Annotated in this window: 18 protein-coding genes and 1 other RNA gene; 9 read left to right on the top strand and 10 right to left on the bottom strand. The window is 45.4% G+C overall.

Translation table 11 applies throughout. From position 1 onward, the window contains the following. Positions 1-121: 121 nt before the first annotated feature. The 4 genes from OH461_RS15000 to rpoE are packed head-to-tail and all read right to left on the bottom strand — an operon-like array spanning position 122 to position 2,774. Positions 122-592: a SoxR reducing system RseC family protein gene (locus OH461_RS15000; RefSeq protein ID WP_270021383.1), complete on the bottom strand. Its 471-nt coding sequence runs from the start codon at positions 590-592 to the stop codon at positions 122-124. Between the two features lie 5 nt (positions 593-597). Further along, positions 598-1,554 carry a sigma-E factor regulatory protein RseB gene (gene rseB, locus OH461_RS14995; protein WP_270021382.1) on the bottom strand — a complete coding sequence of 319 codons (957 nt, stop codon included), beginning with the start codon at positions 1,552-1,554 and terminating at the stop codon, positions 598-600. Then, on the bottom strand, positions 1,551-2,168 hold the full coding sequence (locus OH461_RS14990) for a sigma-E factor negative regulatory protein (RefSeq protein ID WP_270021381.1): 618 nt from the start codon (positions 2,166-2,168) through the stop codon (positions 1,551-1,553). Before OH461_RS14990 ends, rseB begins: the two co-directional genes overlap by 4 nt. A 27-nt stretch (positions 2,169-2,195) precedes the next feature. Beyond that, the gene (rpoE, locus tag OH461_RS14985; RefSeq protein WP_260260881.1) at positions 2,196-2,774 is read right to left on the bottom strand and encodes an RNA polymerase sigma factor RpoE; all 579 of its coding nucleotides are present in this window, start codon (positions 2,772-2,774) and stop codon (positions 2,196-2,198) included. A 314-nt stretch (positions 2,775-3,088) separates the two neighbouring features. Between rpoE and nadB the strand changes: the two genes are divergently transcribed. Next, on the top strand, positions 3,089-4,702 hold the full coding sequence (gene nadB, locus OH461_RS14980) for an L-aspartate oxidase (protein WP_270021380.1): 1,614 nt from the start codon (positions 3,089-3,091) through the stop codon (positions 4,700-4,702). Positions 4,703-4,790: 88 nt separating this feature from the next. On the opposite strand, the gene OH461_RS14975 is transcribed toward nadB, so the two are convergent. Then, positions 4,791-5,051: an FAD assembly factor SdhE gene (locus tag OH461_RS14975; RefSeq protein ID WP_270021379.1), complete on the bottom strand. Its 261-nt coding sequence runs from the start codon at positions 5,049-5,051 to the stop codon at positions 4,791-4,793. A gap of 228 nt (positions 5,052-5,279) precedes the next feature. On the opposite strand from OH461_RS14975, the gene ygfZ reads away from it, so the two are divergent. From ygfZ to OH461_RS14960, 3 genes are all read left to right on the top strand, one after another. Continuing rightward, on the top strand, positions 5,280-6,245 hold the full coding sequence (ygfZ, locus tag OH461_RS14970) for a tRNA-modifying protein YgfZ (protein WP_270021378.1): 966 nt from the start codon (positions 5,280-5,282) through the stop codon (positions 6,243-6,245). After that, on the top strand, positions 6,238-6,711 hold the full coding sequence (locus OH461_RS14965; protein WP_270021455.1) for an aminoacyl-tRNA deacylase: 474 nt from the start codon (positions 6,238-6,240) through the stop codon (positions 6,709-6,711). Before ygfZ ends, OH461_RS14965 begins: the two co-directional genes overlap by 8 nt. 607 nt (positions 6,712-7,318) lie before the next feature. Continuing rightward, positions 7,319-7,525 carry a DUF1107 domain-containing protein gene (locus tag OH461_RS14960; RefSeq protein ID WP_260260885.1) on the top strand — a complete coding sequence of 69 codons (207 nt, stop codon included), beginning with the start codon at positions 7,319-7,321 and terminating at the stop codon, positions 7,523-7,525. A 73-nt stretch (positions 7,526-7,598) separates the two neighbouring features. On the opposite strand, the gene OH461_RS14955 is transcribed toward OH461_RS14960, so the two are convergent. From OH461_RS14955 to OH461_RS14945, 3 genes are read right to left on the bottom strand one after another with little or no spacing between them, the layout of a single operon-like run. Continuing rightward, complete coding sequence (locus OH461_RS14955) at positions 7,599-8,828, bottom strand: FAD-dependent 2-octaprenylphenol hydroxylase (protein WP_270021377.1); 1,230 nt, start codon at positions 8,826-8,828, stop codon at positions 7,599-7,601. A 16-nt stretch (positions 8,829-8,844) separates the two neighbouring features. Next, positions 8,845-10,023 carry a 2-octaprenyl-6-methoxyphenyl hydroxylase gene (ubiH, locus tag OH461_RS14950; protein ID WP_270021376.1) on the bottom strand — a complete coding sequence of 393 codons (1,179 nt, stop codon included), beginning with the start codon at positions 10,021-10,023 and terminating at the stop codon, positions 8,845-8,847. Positions 10,024-10,056: 33 nt separating this feature from the next. Then, positions 10,057-10,635 (bottom strand): YecA/YgfB family protein, encoded by a 579-nt coding sequence (locus OH461_RS14945; RefSeq protein ID WP_270021375.1) that lies wholly within the window; start codon positions 10,633-10,635, stop codon positions 10,057-10,059. Between the two features lie 237 nt (positions 10,636-10,872). Between OH461_RS14945 and OH461_RS14940 the strand changes: the two genes are divergently transcribed. The 5 genes from OH461_RS14940 to serA all read left to right on the top strand — a co-directional run bounded on the left by OH461_RS14940 (position 10,873) and on the right by serA (position 14,298). Further along, entirely contained in the window at positions 10,873-11,202 is a 330-nt protein-coding gene (locus tag OH461_RS14940) for a cell division protein ZapA (RefSeq protein WP_260260889.1), read from the top strand. A gap of 56 nt (positions 11,203-11,258) precedes the next feature. Continuing rightward, a non-coding RNA gene (gene ssrS / locus OH461_RS14935) (6S RNA) lies at positions 11,259-11,442 on the top strand. Positions 11,443-11,474: 32 nt separating this feature from the next. Next, complete coding sequence (locus OH461_RS14930; protein WP_270021374.1) at positions 11,475-12,065, top strand: 5-formyltetrahydrofolate cyclo-ligase; 591 nt, start codon at positions 11,475-11,477, stop codon at positions 12,063-12,065. Between the two features lie 60 nt (positions 12,066-12,125). Beyond that, the gene (gene rpiA, locus OH461_RS14925; protein WP_270021373.1) at positions 12,126-12,782 is read left to right on the top strand and encodes a ribose-5-phosphate isomerase RpiA; all 657 of its coding nucleotides are present in this window, start codon (positions 12,126-12,128) and stop codon (positions 12,780-12,782) included. 286 nt (positions 12,783-13,068) lie between these two features. Next, the gene (serA, locus tag OH461_RS14920) at positions 13,069-14,298 is read left to right on the top strand and encodes a phosphoglycerate dehydrogenase (protein ID WP_270021372.1); all 1,230 of its coding nucleotides are present in this window, start codon (positions 13,069-13,071) and stop codon (positions 14,296-14,298) included. 65 nt (positions 14,299-14,363) lie between these two features. Here serA and ilvN read toward each other — a convergent pair whose 3' ends face one another. Both ilvN and OH461_RS14910 read right to left on the bottom strand, forming a co-directional pair. After that, on the bottom strand, positions 14,364-14,858 hold the full coding sequence (gene ilvN / locus OH461_RS14915) for an acetolactate synthase small subunit (protein ID WP_270021371.1): 495 nt from the start codon (positions 14,856-14,858) through the stop codon (positions 14,364-14,366). After that, positions 14,858-16,582 (bottom strand): acetolactate synthase 3 large subunit, encoded by a 1,725-nt coding sequence (locus tag OH461_RS14910; protein ID WP_270021370.1) that lies wholly within the window; start codon positions 16,580-16,582, stop codon positions 14,858-14,860. Before OH461_RS14910 ends, ilvN begins: the two co-directional genes overlap by 1 nt. Between the last annotated feature and the right edge of the window lie 12 nt (positions 16,583-16,594).

Raw genomic sequence — 16,594 nt, 5'->3', positions numbered from 1 at the left:
ATAAGAAAGCCGTCATTTGACGGCATTTCAATCAAGTTGGCAGATTCTACCCAATTTCTAGGCGCTTCGCACTATTAACCTTACCTAAGCGAGAGAAACTCTCACGCTAAAAGGTGCATCGCTAAGAAACGGGCTCTCCCAATACTCTTAATAATATGACTTGTTCGGAAGATTGTCGCTCAATTCGAGACGCTAAAGCTTTCGCCACATAGATACCAGCAAGGGCAGACAAGGCTGAAAGGATAATCACCAAGTCTTCTCCGAAGCCAAGTGATGGTGCGATCCACCAGTTAGCGACTAATGCGCCAACCATGAGAGAAAACAGCGGAATCAGGTACACCACGGCAGCTGATTGTAACAAGCTCTTCTCTGCTAAACCGATTTCCACCACTTGGCCGACTTTCACCATTTTCTTTGTAACAAGATGCCAATGCAGCGCCTTACTACCAATCGCTTTGGAAACAATACCGGTGCCACAACTTTTTTGCGACGAGCAGCTAGAGCAGCTAGTTTGCTGCTCACAACTTAGCTCAACGTCGTAACCTTTTGCGTTTTGGGTTACCGACGAGACTGTCGCAAGTGCCGTCATCATAGTGATTACTTCTCTTGAATGGTCAGTTTGACCGACTGGGCAATGCGTTTAGCGGTCGCGGGCGGAATATCACCAATAACGGAGATTTCCATATTGCCATTGACCAAGGTGTGCATCGTTCTGCGTCCTTGACGCACAACCTGCCCTTTGACTGATTGGTCATCTCGCTCTGAAATATAGACAGAGAAAGAGAACAGACCATCACTGTACATTTGGCTCTCTACCATGCGTTCAGTGATTGCCATGCGATAACGATTGAGATCTTTTGCTTCAAAACCTTTCGGAATCCACTCTACATCCCAGAATGTTTCTTTCAGCTTACCTTTCGGTAGTGATAATACCTGAGGCAATTTCACATCATTAAGTTTACTCAAGATCTCAGCAATATGATCATTCACACTGTAAGAAATGGTGCGATATTGCTCTAGTACCTCTCCGTCACGATCAACAAGATCGGCGCGCAAAGGCAGGTGAGTTTTTTCATCAACCCAAAGAATGTAGGAGTAACGTAAGCCATCTTTTGGTACTACGCGGATAACCTGACACGCAGAGCCTGCTTCTCGAGCACGACCAACTTGAATAAAGTCGTAATCCTCTGCCAGTTCTTTGATATCTGAGTTAAGAAGCGGAATGGTGGGTGCCACCATATTGCCCGACTCGATCGTAAATGGCTCTACACCCGGTTCGATATAACTGACTTCATCACCACGACGAATCACTTCTCGAATCGGCCCGGCCAAATACAGCAAATGGGCAAGTTGGTTCTCTTCATCGCGCGCATGGCGATAAAGTAATGGTTCAATACTGTTTTTCTTAATCAGGATATAAGACAGTTCGTAATTAAGATGCTGACTTGCGTCGTTCATTTGAAGCAACAAAGCCTCTGCAGAGGTCTGCTCTGCAAAGGCCATTGGTGTATTCAAACTGAACAGTGTCAGCGCACTGATCAGGAATTTTTTCATTCAACTACCGTATCTGAGTGATCATTACGATCGATAGAGTGTTCGCTATTTAGTCTAAGTTGTAATTCGTAATCTTGCAGCATCGCATTAATACGGCGACGTTGCTCTTGTACGTTCACTTCATTCTTTGGTGTGTCTACGTTTTGACGCGTTAAGCTCACAGGCTCAACTGACCCAGAGAATGGCACGGTTTGCAGCACTGGTAACTGCTCTGATTGTGCATCAGAACCACCTTGCTGTTGAACACCTAAAATCACCGCGAGCGAGACGCAAGCAGCAATACCTACTTGGCCAAAGTGCGTTAACCACGCTGGTAGGTAGCGTCTCGCCTTTTCTGGTGATGGTTGAGGTTCAATACGTGCATCACTGATGTCAGAGACATTGTGTGATTGACTAAATGAATTATGTGCCGGTTCATTTTCTAGCGCTAAAGCAACGCTTTCAGCAATATTCCATTCTGGCTTTTCTGGTGCCTCACCGCGAAGAACATCACCAATTAAGTGGTAGTTCTTCCAGGCTTGTAAGCTATCTTGATCTTGCTCTAATTCACTGATTAAAGCTTTATCGATCAATTCTCCATCCATGAGTGCTGAAAGTTTTTCTTTGTCAGCCATTATTTTCACCATTATGTGTTGCTGGTACTAGCGTTGTAGAAGTGGTTGAATTTTCTTTTCTACCGCTTCACGTGCACGGAAGATACGCGAGCGTACCGTTCCTACTGGGCAATCCATCACTGCGGCAATCTCTTCATAGCTTAAGCCGTCAAGCTCGCGCAAAGTCATCGCAGTTTTTAAATCATCGGGCAGTGCTTCTATCGCACTGAAAACAACGTGTTTCAATTCTTTGGACAACGTTAAGTTCTCAGGGTTCGATATTTCTTTTAACGCACCACCATTTTCGTAATATTCAGCTTCTTCAGTGTCCACATCTTGCGCTGGTGGCCTACGGCTCTGCGCGACGATATGGTTTTTCGCAGTATTAACAGCAATTCGGTACAACCAAGTATAAAAGGCGCTCTCGCCACGGAAGCTTGGTATTGCTCTATATGCTTTAATAAATGCTTCTTGTGCTACATCAGCAACATCTCCGGGATTGTTGATGTAACGAGAAATAAGATTGCATACTTTGTTTTGATATCTCAAAACCAATAAGTTGAATGCTTGCTTATCTCCACTCTGAACTCGCTCAATCAATACTTGATCGGTCAGTTGCTCGTTCATTCGAGCGGGTACTCCTGTTGTTATCAACCCCTACCTTCACCGGTATGAGTATTAATTATGCAAAATGTAGTATTGACACCACTGTTTACTTGAGCACTATTGTGACCTAGCAAAAAAAAGAAAGTTCAAAGTTATTTCAAATTTTTCTTAGGAAGTGATGACCAACACCCTTATAAAAATGAATTGTGAGGATGAAGGCGAGCAAAAGCAATGGCATTTCGTAACAATTGCATGCCACGCAGTGGTATTATTGCCATTAATTGAATTGGACAGAGTGCTCCCACTCTAAAATAACTCAGGAATTTAAAAGTTTTATGAACGCAAACCGTGAACATCAATGTGATGTGTTAGTGGTAGGTAGTGGCGCTGCCGGTCTATCGTTAGCGTTGCGTGTTGCAGAACACGGCAAGGTCATTGTGTTAAGTAAAGGACCACGCAGTGAAGGGGCGACATATTACGCGCAAGGCGGTATCGCAGCAGTATTTGATGAGTCAGACAGCATCGACTCTCATGTTGAAGATACGCTAATTGCAGGCGGCGGAATCTGTGAAGAAGATACCGTTAAATTCATTGCTGAAAATGCCAAAGATTGTGTGCAATGGCTGATTGATGGCGGTGTACCTTTCGACCGAGAAGAGAACGACAGCGACGATAAACCTCGCTATCACCTCACTCGTGAAGGTGGTCATAGCCATCGCCGAATTCTTCATGCTGCCGATGCTACTGGTATGGCAATGCAGAACTCTTTGCAAGACAACGTCCACAATCATCCAAACATTACAGTACTAGAGCGACACAACGCACTGGATCTGATCACTGAAGACAAAGTCGGTGGTGACTGTAAGAAAGTGGTCGGTGCATATATTTGGAACCGCAACCAAGAGCATGTTGAAACGGTAAGAACCAAATACGTCGTACTTGCTACAGGTGGCGCTTCTAAAGTGTACCAATACACGTCTAACCCAGATGTATCATCGGGTGATGGTATTGCCATGGCTTGGCGTGCAGGTTGTCGCGTAGCTAACCTTGAGTTCAACCAATTCCACCCTACTTGCTTGTACCACCCAGAAGCGCGTAACTTCCTACTGACGGAAGCGCTACGTGGTGAAGGCGCTTATTTACGCCGTCCAGACGGTACACGCTTTATGCCTGACTTTGACGAGCGAGCAGAACTTGCCCCTCGTGATGTTGTAGCTCGTGCCATCGACTTTGAAATGAAGCGCTTAGGTGCGGATTGCATGTATGTAGATATTAGCCACAAACCGGCAGACTTCATTGAAAAGCACTTCCCGACTATTCATGACCGCCTGATGAAGTTAGGCATTGATATGACCAAAGAGCCGATCCCTGTGGTTCCGGCTGCGCACTACACCTGTGGTGGTGTGATGGTCGATCAACGTGGCCAAACCGATCTCTCTCAACTGTATGCGATTGGTGAAGTAAGCTACACCGGCCTGCATGGTGCGAACCGAATGGCGTCAAACTCACTGCTTGAGTGCGTGGTTTATGCTTGGGCAGCCGCAAACGACATCATTGCCAATCTCGGTAATGCACAACTACCGCCTACACTTCCTGCGTGGGATGAAAGCCAAGTATCGTGCTCAGATGAAGAAGTGGTTATCCAACACAACTGGCATGAGCTACGTCTGTTCATGTGGGACTATATGGGTATTGTGCGTACAGACAAGCGTTTGGAACGCGCGCTGCGCCGCATCCAACTACTGCAACAAGAAACGCACGAGTACTACAGCAACTTTAAAGTATCCAACAACTTACTTGAGCTACGTAACCTATTACAAGTAGCAGAGTTGATGGTACGCTGTGCGATGGAACGTAAGGAAAGCCGAGGTTTACACTACACCTTGGATTATCCAGAGAAACAAGAAAACAGCGGTCCAACCATCTTAGTACCGGAAAAGCTTCAATAAGCCTTAATGAAATAAAAAGGAGCGATATCGCTCCTTTTTTGTTGGTAAGCCCATCTCAAGGTGGGCCAATTAGCCATTGACTAGAGGCTTAGCGGACTTTACTTAAGTTGTGTGCCACTACTTTATCAATCATTGATGCGTGAGCGAGGTTTTCACTACGGCCATGCCCCATTACCCATGTAAATAGGTCTGGGTCATCACACTCTAATAATGAGACAAAATCACGCTGCTCGGTTTCTGAAAGCTCATCAAAACACTCTTCAAAAAATGGCATGATCACAACATCCAGCTCTAACATACCGCGGCGACATGCCCATTTAATACGTGCTTTCTCTTCCGGGGAATACATTTCTCTTCCTCACCTTGATCGGTTATTTGCCCCGAGTGTAGCAAGCAAGCCGTCAGACAACTACTAAGTGAGTCACACTAACGCGACCGTGCTCACTCGCAAACCTTTGCTCTTGAGTTATCGCGATTCGCAACCCACATTATAACGGTAAAAGCTTGAAGCTCTGCTTGCAGTTCGCAGCGAGTAAGACTTAACATATTCAAATACGACAATTATTAGGTATCTCTCATGGATTGGCTCAACGACTTTTCTCCGCTGTCTCTAACCGCTAAAGACCCATTGCCAGAATTGGCGCTTACTCACTTAAGCGACTGGGGTGCTATCACTGCAGTTGGTGCTGATGCGAAATCATACTTGCAAGGTCAAATCACCTGCGACGTTGTCCAGTTAGCGAAAGATAACCTAACATTTGGCGCTCACTGTGATGCAAAAGGTAAAGTATGGAACGTGTTCCGCCTATTCCATCACCTTGAAGGCTACGCGTTTGTGCAACCTAAATCCGCGATTGAGAAAGAGTTGGTTGAACTAAAGAAATACGCGATTTTCTCTAAAATAGAGCTGGTTGAAAGTGAGCAGGTTCTGCTAGGTCTGATTGGTGATAAAGCCGAAGCAACCATCGACCAAATGACGTCTGATCGTGGTAATGTTCGTCCTTTGAACAACGGCACAGCAGTAAAAATCGATCACCAACGTTGGCTGATTTTGATGGCAGCAGATTCAGCAGAGCTCCTCAGCCAAACGCTACATGCTGAAAAAGTAGATCAAGACATTTGGCGCAAACTCGAAATTGAAGCAGGCATACCTATACTTGAAGCCAATCAACAAGTTGAACACATTCCACAAGCACTTAACGTTCAGGCGCTGGATGGCATTAACTTTAAGAAAGGATGCTACACCGGCCAAGAAACGGTAGCGCGCGCAAAATACCGCGGCACAAATAAACGCGCTTTGTTTATCGTCAAAGGCCATAGCGAGCAGCCACTCTCAAATGATGAAACGCTAGAGCGCTCTGTGGGCGACAACTGGCGAGCTGCTGGTAAATTGCTAGCAAGTTACCAATATTCTGATGGTGAAACGATCGCAACCGTTGTTATGCCAAATAACTTAGACGGTGACACCCAATTCCGCTTAGCCTCACAACCAAACTCTATTTGGACTATGGAACCACTTCCGTATTCGCTCGATGATGAATAATACCTTCACTTCAAAAATCACGGAGTTCCTTGAACAACAAGGAATTCCGTACCGACTACTCATGCACAAAACCGAAGCCACCAGCATAGAAGATGCAGCCCAGCAGCGTGGGATTCGTCCTTCTCAAATGGTCAAAACCATGGTGCTTCGTGACATGGGCGGGTTATACGCTTTAGCCTGTGTACCGGGCGATCAGGCGGTTGATCCTAAGAAAGTACGAGCCCTATTAAACTGCCGCAGAATGACCTGTGTTGACTTAAGCCAAGTAGAACAAATTACCGGCTACAAAGCAGGCACAGTGACACCTTTATTACTAAAACGCAGTATGCCGATCTTTTTTGATCATCAACTCTTAGCAGAAGATGAAATTACCATTAGCAGTGGCAGCCGCATGGCTGGCGTTGCACTTTCATGCCAAGATCTTATTCAGCTTTGCCAGCCACAAATAACCAACATTTGCCGCTAACTGTTAAACAGTAACTATCAATAGATACAAACAACCCTAAATAATGAGATCTTCATCGCATATACCGCTACGTTATCCTTAAATTTTTATTCATTTATTAAGCATATGTAGTCATTCGTGTTGTTTTGAATTATTCTGAAATGACTCATGTGACATCTGTTGGACTTTCTAGTAGTACTTTAAGAGAGCTTAAGTCTACGAATAAGTTTCCTCCTCACGTGAGTAAAAAGTGAGTCCACTGTTTAGCTCTGGATTTCCACTTTTTGTGTAATGCATCTGTGACTATTCGCCCGCAAATCCACGCGGGCTTTTTTTTACATTAATTTAACTTTTAGTTGGCAAATCACCCGCTTCTCAGACTATTCTTAAATCTGTCACAAACTGATGGTTAAATACACGCCATTGGAACTTTATGAAGTTCCAGTAGTCAGAACAATAGTGAGGTAAAAATCACACAAAAATGGATATTTATCCGCTGTTTTGCTCACAACAGCACAAATATCCACTTACAACGAATACAACTGGGTATTCCCCCATCAACGTCACACATTTTTAAGTGGGGAATCCGTATAATTATTGGTGCTTGCTAAACAAAAAGGATAATTCTATGAGACTGTTTAAGCGCTATACACCTAGTATGATTGCTAAACATGTTAGTCGGCTATTTAAAGGAAGAATCTATATCTACGGTGTAGGTAAATTTGAATTCGATAACGGTAAATTGATTTTACCGGCTAGGGCTGAAAAGCGTCACTTCCGAGCGGTGAAGGAAGTGAATCAAGAAATAATGCGATTGCGCTGCGCGTACGCATAACAGAATCAAAAAAGGGTTGGCTACGAAATGTGCCAACCCTTTATCATTTGGGTGTTATTCTAAATTCGCTGAGTTACTTGCTATCAATATAGGCAGGATATTTAGCAAGGTTAGGCAGATTCCCTTTAAGACCTAATGCTCGTTTCATGATCTCGTCCTTCGCTCCCGGCAATTGGCCTGCGATCGTCATTCCGATGCCACGAATCAACTTCTTAGCTGGATTATCACCTTCAAACAAATCGCGGAAACCTTGCATTGCAGCAATCATCTTCGCAGCCTCAGCTTTACGCCAACGCTCATAACCACGTAGGTTACGCTTTGTCCCGATATCTTGGCCTTTTTGCCATAAGCCAATGACTTCTTGAGCAAGGCTGGCGGCATCCAGTAAGCCTAGGTTTACCCCTTGGCCTGCAAGTGGATGAATGGTATGGGCCGCATCACCAACCAGCGCAACGCGTTCTACTGCAAAGTCACGCGCATAGCGCATTTTAAGCGAGAACGCGTAACGCTCACCAATCACTTCGCACAAACCAAGACGTGCATCGAATTCAGCAGTGAGGGCTTTATTGAACTCATCTTTATCCATAGATACCAAACGCTCAGCACGGCTAGGTTCAGTAGACCAAACAATCGAGCTCATTTGACTACCACCCATTGGTAGAAACGCTAATGGGCCTTGTGGTGTAAAGATTTGGCGAGCCACTTGTTGATGAGGCTCTTGTGTCCAAACATTAGCCACGACCGCACTATGGCCATAATCCCAATGCGTCAGTGGAATATCTTGCTGACGACGAACCCAAGAGTTTGCGCCATCAGCGCCCACAACCAACTTGGCCGTTAGAGATTGACCATTGTCTAACGTCAACCATGCTTCACTTTCACCAATAGCCATTGACTGGCATTGAGCCGGCATAAATAGCGTCACGTTTGTCTGTTTCTCAACTTGCTCAAGCAAAGCAAGTTGAATCACTCGGTTTTCTACAATGTGCCCAAGGTCAGGTTGAGCCATTTGCATCGCATCAAATTCAATGCGGGCAAAGCTGTCTTGCTCCCAAACTTCCATCGCTGAATAGGCGGCCGCACGACGATCGATGATCCCCTGCCACGCACCTAAATTTCTCAGCATGGTTTCGCTTGAACGACTCAATGCCGAAACGCGTACATCAGGCAAATCATTCAACTCACTCTCTGGAGTACGACTTTCAATTACAGCGATTCTTAAATCACTATCGCGAAATGCAGCCGCAAGCGCGAGGCCAACCATGCCTCCACCAACAATTGCAATATCAACGCTTTGCATCATATCTGCATCCTTCGCACTATCGTGCAACTAAACCTAATGTTCTTTGTAAGAGCGGTGTTTTTAGAACCGGTAAATGCTCCATTGCAGCCAGACCTAAATTGCGACCAATACGCATCGTTAAGTAATCATTTGAAAACAAGTGAACCAGTGAAGAAGTCAGTGCAATGGTCGCTTCTCTATCTTGCTCACGGCGCTGTTTAAACTCACGTAGTACCGCGTAACTACCGGCATCCTGAGGAGATTTGACGATCTCTTCTGCTAACGTAGCAACATCACGAATACCTAAGTTAAACCCCTGCCCCGCAATTGGGTGTAAGGTTTGAGCAGCATTACCGACAATAGCGAAACGATGAGAGCTATTTTGCTCTCTGTAGCGAAGCAGCAACGGATAGCTTGCTCGTTCGCCCACTTTAGCCATTTTGCCTAGACGCCAACCAAACGCTTGCTGTAATTGTTCAAGAAATTCAGATTCACCAAGCTGCAAAACTTGTTGCGCATTTTCTGGACGTAAACACCATACCAACGACATACGCCCTTCACTCATAGGCAATAACGCTACTGGGCCTTGTGAGGTAAAGCGTTCAAATGCTCGCCCTTGATGGGCTTGTTCTGTTGTAATATTGGCGATTACGGCGACTTGGTCAAAATCATGTTCAGTTAAGCTCATGCCTAACTGCTGACAACAAGATGACACCGCGCCATCAGCAGCCACCAACAATTTACACGTCAGTTGTTCACCATCATCGAGCGTTACGACATTGTGCTCTACGTCTCGCTCAATGGAAGTTACAGAGTTTGGACACAGCAGTTCAACATTGCTCTCACTCGCTAAACGCCGATGATAAATACGCCCAACATCCGCAAGCTCAACAACATAACCTAATGCTTCAACACCGACTTCTTCAGTAGAGATTTCAGTGATGCCAGCATGAGTGCGGTCTGAAACATGAATGTGCTTGATTGGCGTTGCAACGGTGGAAATAGCCTGCCAAAGTTCGAGTCGCTTTAGAATATTGACCGTACCGTAAGAAAGCGCAATAGAGCGAGAATCGAACCCCGGGTGTGCAGTGTGATCGACTTGATACGGCTCCACAACCGCAACAGATAGTGAACCTTTACTTAAGTTTTGAATAGCTAAGGCTAGGGTCATACCAGCCATCGCGCCACCAGCAATCACAACATCAAACTGTTTCATGCTTCTACCTTACACACAAATACGTCACTTAACTTAATGGATAGTGGGAGCTTTCGTCTCTTGGCTTGGCTTTTGACCAAACTCTGCGTGAATCGTTAATACACAAACTTTTACGTGCTCAACCACTTGCTCTAAAAGCACCGCTTGCTCTTGCATGTCATCGTCTTCATCAATGCCAAGCTTAGAAATTTCTTCTAAATCAGCCAGCGCTTCTTTCACTTCCTTCGATGCTTTTTTTATATTGGCACCAACTAGGCCTAAGCCTGAGATAAAGTGATTCACCCAATCAGCCACACCATCTGCGATGTCAAACAAAGTCGCACTCGCTTCTTCATCTGGCAGCAACATCGACATTTCCATGCTAGAGCCTGTTAATTCTTCTGTCGCAACCGCTAACGTTTTATCAGCCAGTTGCAAAGATTTATCCGGCCAACCCATACCGTCATTGGTGTAGTCGAAAATCAGCGGTTGCCAGCTCTTATCGTTCAGACTTAAACCACCACTCAACATACCTGCAAGTAAGCCATGCAACTCAGCTGGGTTTACGGCAAGGCCAGCGCTTTGTAGTTCGCTCGCAAACATCAAGTAATCTGGTAGGGTTTTATCACTCATGGAAAGACCTAAATAATTTTTATCTAAAGGTTAATCGTACCACTTCAATCCCAATGCGAAAATGTAGAAGTCATCAATAATGAATAGCTTTTACACAAATTGCCCAATTACTGTGTGATCACCCTTTGTTTTGCTTTTGTCACACGGGAAACACTTGAATCTTAACAAGGCTTTTTCTATAGTTTCCCCCTCGGTGATGGTCTGCAGTATCACCTTAATACTAAGTGTAGAGTGGATATGAGTAGCCAAGCGGTAGAAGTCGAAATTTTAGGTAAGTTAACACGTGTTAACTGTCCTGCGGGTCAGGAAGAAGCATTGCTTCAAGCCGCTAAACGATTGGACGATCGTTTAAAAGACATGACAGATAAAACCAAAGTGACCAATGAAGTGCAATTGCTTACCATTGCGGCGCTAAACTTCTGTTATGAAATCGAAACTCGCAACGACACTACTGAGCAACACGAGCAACAGCAGGCAGAACTCTCAGAGCGAATGGAAAAGCTCTCTGCATCTTTAGATGATGCATTAAGTAAAGTACAGCCAGGAAAGGCGTCTTCTTTATCTTAAAGACTTTGTCTTACAGAAAGGTTAAGCTAGTCTTAATGTCTGTATAGGCAGCCAAATTTACCCTGGAGTGTGCGTCAGTGGGATTACGTCCCTGAGCCGATAAGCAATACCCAAGGATTAGTACTTGGCAGCTATTGAGCAAGCTCGGCATGTACCGAGAAGCCTACGGTTACCATTGCTGATCCGCCTTGAACCAGCTGGTTCAAGGGTCAAAATCTCCAACGGCACTCTGGGGTATCCTCTTTATTACCCCAAACTCAAACGGGGTAACAATGACAACGTCTCGTCAAGAATTTCGCAAAATCATCCGCCAGCGACGCAATAGTCTCTCATCTCAAGAGCAACAAATCGCTGCGACCCAACTCATTCAGCAATTTTCTACTCTTAATGAGCTCAGCCACGCTCAGCACATTGCTCTCTACCTCACCGCAGATGGAGAAGTCGACACTCAACCGCTGATTCATTGGCTTTGGCAACAAGGTAAAGATCTCTACTTACCAGTTATTCACCCCTTCTCTAAAGGCCATTTGCTGTTTTTGCATTATCAATCAGATACGCCGATGGTGCTCAATCAATACAAGATTGCAGAGCCTAAACTCAATCAAACCTTAATTAAGCCTGTAAACCAGTTGGATATCATTTGCACGCCATTAGTTGGGTTTGACTCTCATGGCCATCGATTGGGTATGGGGGGCGGCTACTATGACCGCACGCTGGCACCTTGGTTTGCCTCCGGTAAAGGCCCAAAACCCATTGGTATTGCGCATGATTGCCAGCATGTTGAGGCACTGCCAATTGAGCAATGGGACGTGCCACTACCCAAAATAGTGACACCGAGTCGAATCTGGCAATGGGAATCCTAACTTTTAACCGCTATAATCCCGCGCGCAATCGATAACCCACATCCAGTTTAGGAGACGAGCATGACTCAAGATGAAATGAAAAAAGAAGCCGGTTGGGCAGCACTAAAATACGTTGAGAAAGACAGCATTGTTGGCGTTGGTACTGGCTCTACTGTGAATCACTTCATCGATGCACTAGGTACAATCAAAGATGATATTAAAGGTGCGGTTTCAAGCTCAGAAGCTTCAACTGCCAAACTGAAAGAGTTAGGCATTGAAGTATTTGACTGTAACGAAGTGGCTAAACTTGATGTTTACGTTGATGGCGCAGATGAAATCAACCCAGCTCGCGACATGATCAAGGGTGGCGGTGCAGCTTTAACTCGCGAAAAGATCGTTGCAGCTATCGCAGACAAATTTATCTGTATCGTGGATAACACCAAAGCCGTTGACGTACTAGGCCAGTTCCCACTGCCTGTAGAAGTGATCCCGATGGCTCGCTCTTACGTTGCACGTGAACTTGTAAAACTAGGTGGCGATCCTGCTTACCGTGAAGGTGTTATTACTGATAACGGTAACGTAATCCTAGATGTGCACAACATGCAGATCTCAGAGCCAAAAGAGATGGAAAAAGCAATCAACGCTATCGCTGGTGTAGTAACCGTTGGCCTATTTGCTGCTCGTGGTGCTGATGTGGTTATCACTGGTACACCTGAAGGTGCAAAAATCGAAGAGTAACCTCTTCACAATACAGTACTAGCTTGATATGACTGTAGGCTAATTCTGTTATTTCTTTACAAGCGGCGCTTATTAGCGCCGCTTTTTATTGCCAAGAATATAAAAATTATTGTTTATTCCGTAATTTTCTTACCCAAGCTGTATTTTTTTTGTTAACTTAATGAGCAGAAGACGCACAAGGAAAACGTTTGCGCTCCTATGAAGCGGTTAGGAAAACCTCTTTTTTAGCCCCTTTAATGCAATGTGCGCCAGTTTAGCCCCCTTTCCCATTCAAAGGACGAAGAAAATGGCCAAAGTTTCACTGGAAAAAGACAAAATTAAGATTTTACTGCTTGAAGGGCTTCACCCATCATCTGTAGAAGTTTTGCAAGCAGCGGGTTACACCAACATCGAATACCATAAAGGCTCATTACCGGAAGAAGAGCTTTTAGAGGCGGTGAAAGATGTACACTTCATCGGTATCCGTTCGCGCACCAACCTATCCAAACAGGTAATCGATGCCGCTGAGAAGTTGGTAGCAATTGGCTGTTTCTGTATTGGTACTAACCAAGTTGATCTTAATGCAGCGGCTGTACGCGGTATTCCAGTGTTTAACGCACCATTCTCCAACACTCGTAGTGTGGCTGAGCTTGTTCTTGGTCAAATCCTACTATTACTGCGCGGCATTCCTGAAAAGAACGCCCTCGCGCACCGCGGTATCTGGAAGAAGAGTGCCGACAATTCTTACGAAGCACGTGGCAAACGCCTAGGTATCATCGGCTATGGCCACATTGGTACTCAGCTAAGTATCATTGCTGAAAACCTTGGTATGCGTGTTTACTTCTACGATATTGAGAACAAGCTTTCCCTTGGTAATGCCACTCAAGTTCATACGATGAGCGAGCTTCTCAACAAGTGTGACGTTATCTCGCTACACGTTCCTGAAACTCCGGGAACAAAGAACATGATGGGTGCAGAAGAGTTTGCTCGCATGAAGCCAGGCGCGATTTTCATTAACGCGGCTCGCGGTACTGTGGTTGATATCGAAGCGCTATGTCACTCACTAGAAGCTGGTCACCTATCTGGCGCAGCGATTGACGTATTCCCAACTGAACCAAAAACCAATGCTGACCCATTTGAGTCTCCGCTAATGAAATACGATAACGTGATTCTAACCCCTCACGTTGGTGGATCTACTCAAGAAGCGCAAGAAAACATTGGTGTTGAAGTAGCAGGTAAGCTAGCGAAATACTCAGACAACGGTTCAACGCTATCGAGTGTTAACTTCCCTGAGGTTTCACTACCAGAGCATGGCGATTGCTCTCGTCTACTACACATTCACCAAAACCGTCCGGGTGTGCTCACTCAGATCAACACCATCTTCGCTGAAGAAGGCATTAACATCGCAGGTCAGTACCTACAAACATCTGCCGATCTTGGTTATGTTGTCATTGACGTCGAAACCGAGCGTTCTGAAGAAGCATTGGCAAAACTAAAGAGCATCGAAGGCACAGTACGTGCGCGTATTCTTCACTAAGATTCTTTAAGACTCTCAAACAAAAAACCACCGAAAATTCGGTGGTTTTTTATATCAGCCTAAGGTTACGCTTTTAGCGCGCGCTCACCTCGAGCAATGCCGACGACACCGCTACGCGCCACTTCAATAACATCCGTCACTTCTGACAGCGCTTGAATGAAGGCATCGAGCTTTTCGCTAGTACCTGCAAGTTGCACGGTATATTGCGAAGCCGTCACATCGACAATCTGCCCTCGGAAGATATCAGCCGTGCGCTTTACTTCGGCACGAGCAAAACCACTGGCTTTGACTTTGACCATCAACAGTTCACGCTCAATGTGTTCTAGCTCAGAAACCTCTTGTACTTTGAGTACATCAATCAACTTGTTGAGCTGTTTCTGGATCTGCTCTAGCTCCATATTGTCAGAGATGGTGGTAATGTTAAGGCGCGACAATGTCTCATCATCTGTTGGCGATACAGTCAGCGACTCGATGTTGTAGCCACGCTGAGAGAACAAACCGACCACGCGAGATAAAGCACCCGGTTGGTTTTCCATTAGTAGCGAAATTATGTGTCTCATTAGGTACGCTCCGTTTTGCTCAGCCACATCTTGTCCATGCCTTCCCCTTTAATCTGCATTGGGTAAACATGCTCGGTTTCATCCACGTTGATATCCACAAACACCAAACGATCTTTCAGCTCTAGTGCTTGTTTAAGGCCAGATTCAAGTTGATCTGGCGTTTCAATGCGAATACCTACGTGACCGTAAGCTTCTGCTATCGCCGCAAAATCGGGCACTGAACTCATATAAGAGTTGGAGTGGCGACCTTGATAAATAATATCTTGCCACTGCTTCACCATACCTAAGAAACGGTTATTCAGGTTAATGATCTTAACAGGGATGTCATATTGCATCGCGGTTGAGAGCTCTTGAATATTCATTTGAATACTGCCATCACCAGTAACCACCACCACTTCTTCTTCTGGTTTAGCAAACTTAACCCCCATACCCGCGGGCAAACCAAAGCCCATCGTGCCCAAGCCACCAGAGTTGATCCAACGACGCGGTTTGTTAAATGGGTAGTAAAGCGCAGCAAACATTTGGTGCTGACCTACATCTGAAGCAACATAAGCATCACCGTTCGTCAGCTTATGAAGGGTTTCAATCACTTGCTGTGGCTTAATGCGCTCTGGAGAGGTTTCGTAACTCAAACACTGTTTATCACGCCATGTTTGAATCTCATCCCACCACTGATTGATAGAGGCTTCATCATTAGTGCCGCCTTGTTCAACCAACAGCTCAACCATGCTTTGTAGAACCTTATCCGCAGAACCCACAATAGGAAGATCCGCTTTCACATTCTTAGAGATCGATGAAGGATCGATGTCAATGTGCATGATTTTGGCATCTGGACAGTACTTCTCCAGATTGTTCGTGGTTCGATCATCAAAGCGCACCCCGATCCCGAAGATCAAATCTGCATTGTGCATCGCCATGTTGGCTTCATAAGTACCATGCATACCCAACATGCCAAGCGAGTTCTTATTAGTACCAGGAAATACTCCTAGGCCCATCAAGGTACTCACTACCGGCAAATTTAGAGTCTCTGCCAGTTTAAGCAGAGGTGCATCCGCTTCTGATATAACGGCACCACCACCCACGTACAGTACTGGTTTTTTCGCTTCTAGAAGCGCTTTTAACCCTTTCTTAATTTGCCCTTTATGGCCTGTGGTTGTTGGTCGGTACGAGCGCATCGAAAGAGAAGCTGGGTATTCATACGGCAACTTAATTTGTGGATTAAGCACATCTTTCGGTAAATCAATCACCACAGGGCCCGGTCGGCCTGTAGTGGCAATGTAAAATGCCTTCTTCACCGTCTCTGGGATATCTTCCGCTTTCTTAACTAAAAAGCTATGTTTGACCACAGGACGAGAAACACCAACGATGTCACACTCTTGGAACGCATCATTACCAATCAGGTTGTTTGGTACGTTACCAGAGATAACGATCATTGGAATGGAATCCATGTACGCGGTGGCAATACCAGTAATGGTATTGGTCGCTCCGGGACCAGAACACACTAGCACCACCCCCGGTTTACCGGTCGCACGGGCATAGCCATCGGCCATATGCGTTGCGGCTTGTTCGTGACGAACGAGAACGTGTTTGATTTGGTCGGTTTTTGCATGAAGGGCATCGTAAATATCCAAAACGGAACCGCCTGGATAACCGAAGATTTGTTCAACGCTTTCTTCGATGAGAGATTGAACCACCATCTCTGCACCGGACAACATTGCTGCCATATTTTGCTCCTT

Source organism: Vibrio sp. LaRot3 (genome assembly GCF_027587025.1).
GTDB lineage: Bacteria > Pseudomonadota > Gammaproteobacteria > Enterobacterales > Vibrionaceae > Vibrio.
This window is presented reverse-complemented; position numbering and strand designations above follow the sequence as displayed.

Excerpts from the sequence above, each read along its gene's own strand:
- OH461_RS15000 (WP_270021383.1), bottom strand. The coding sequence starts at position 592 with ATGATGACGGCACTTGCGACAGTCTCGTCGGTAACCCAAAACGCAAAA.
- rseB (WP_270021382.1), bottom strand. The coding sequence starts at position 1,554 with ATGAAAAAATTCCTGATCAGTGCGCTGACACTGTTCAGTTTGAATACA.
- OH461_RS14990 (WP_270021381.1), bottom strand. The coding sequence starts at position 2,168 with ATGGCTGACAAAGAAAAACTTTCAGCACTCATGGATGGAGAATTGATC.
- rpoE (WP_260260881.1), bottom strand. The coding sequence starts at position 2,774 with ATGAACGAGCAACTGACCGATCAAGTATTGATTGAGCGAGTTCAGAGT.
- nadB (WP_270021380.1), top strand. The coding sequence starts at position 3,089 with ATGAACGCAAACCGTGAACATCAATGTGATGTGTTAGTGGTAGGTAGT.
- OH461_RS14975 (WP_270021379.1), bottom strand. The coding sequence starts at position 5,051 with ATGTATTCCCCGGAAGAGAAAGCACGTATTAAATGGGCATGTCGCCGC.
- ygfZ (WP_270021378.1), top strand. The coding sequence starts at position 5,280 with ATGGATTGGCTCAACGACTTTTCTCCGCTGTCTCTAACCGCTAAAGAC.
- OH461_RS14965 (WP_270021455.1), top strand. The coding sequence starts at position 6,238 with ATGAATAATACCTTCACTTCAAAAATCACGGAGTTCCTTGAACAACAA.
- OH461_RS14960 (WP_260260885.1), top strand. The coding sequence starts at position 7,319 with ATGAGACTGTTTAAGCGCTATACACCTAGTATGATTGCTAAACATGTT.
- OH461_RS14955 (WP_270021377.1), bottom strand. The coding sequence starts at position 8,828 with ATGATGCAAAGCGTTGATATTGCAATTGTTGGTGGAGGCATGGTTGGC.
- ubiH (WP_270021376.1), bottom strand. The coding sequence starts at position 10,023 with ATGAAACAGTTTGATGTTGTGATTGCTGGTGGCGCGATGGCTGGTATG.
- OH461_RS14945 (WP_270021375.1), bottom strand. The coding sequence starts at position 10,635 with ATGAGTGATAAAACCCTACCAGATTACTTGATGTTTGCGAGCGAACTA.
- OH461_RS14940 (WP_260260889.1), top strand. The coding sequence starts at position 10,873 with ATGAGTAGCCAAGCGGTAGAAGTCGAAATTTTAGGTAAGTTAACACGT.
- OH461_RS14930 (WP_270021374.1), top strand. The coding sequence starts at position 11,475 with ATGACAACGTCTCGTCAAGAATTTCGCAAAATCATCCGCCAGCGACGC.
- rpiA (WP_270021373.1), top strand. The coding sequence starts at position 12,126 with ATGACTCAAGATGAAATGAAAAAAGAAGCCGGTTGGGCAGCACTAAAA.
- serA (WP_270021372.1), top strand. The coding sequence starts at position 13,069 with ATGGCCAAAGTTTCACTGGAAAAAGACAAAATTAAGATTTTACTGCTT.
- ilvN (WP_270021371.1), bottom strand. The coding sequence starts at position 14,858 with ATGAGACACATAATTTCGCTACTAATGGAAAACCAACCGGGTGCTTTA.
- OH461_RS14910 (WP_270021370.1), bottom strand. The coding sequence starts at position 16,582 with ATGGCAGCAATGTTGTCCGGTGCAGAGATGGTGGTTCAATCTCTCATC.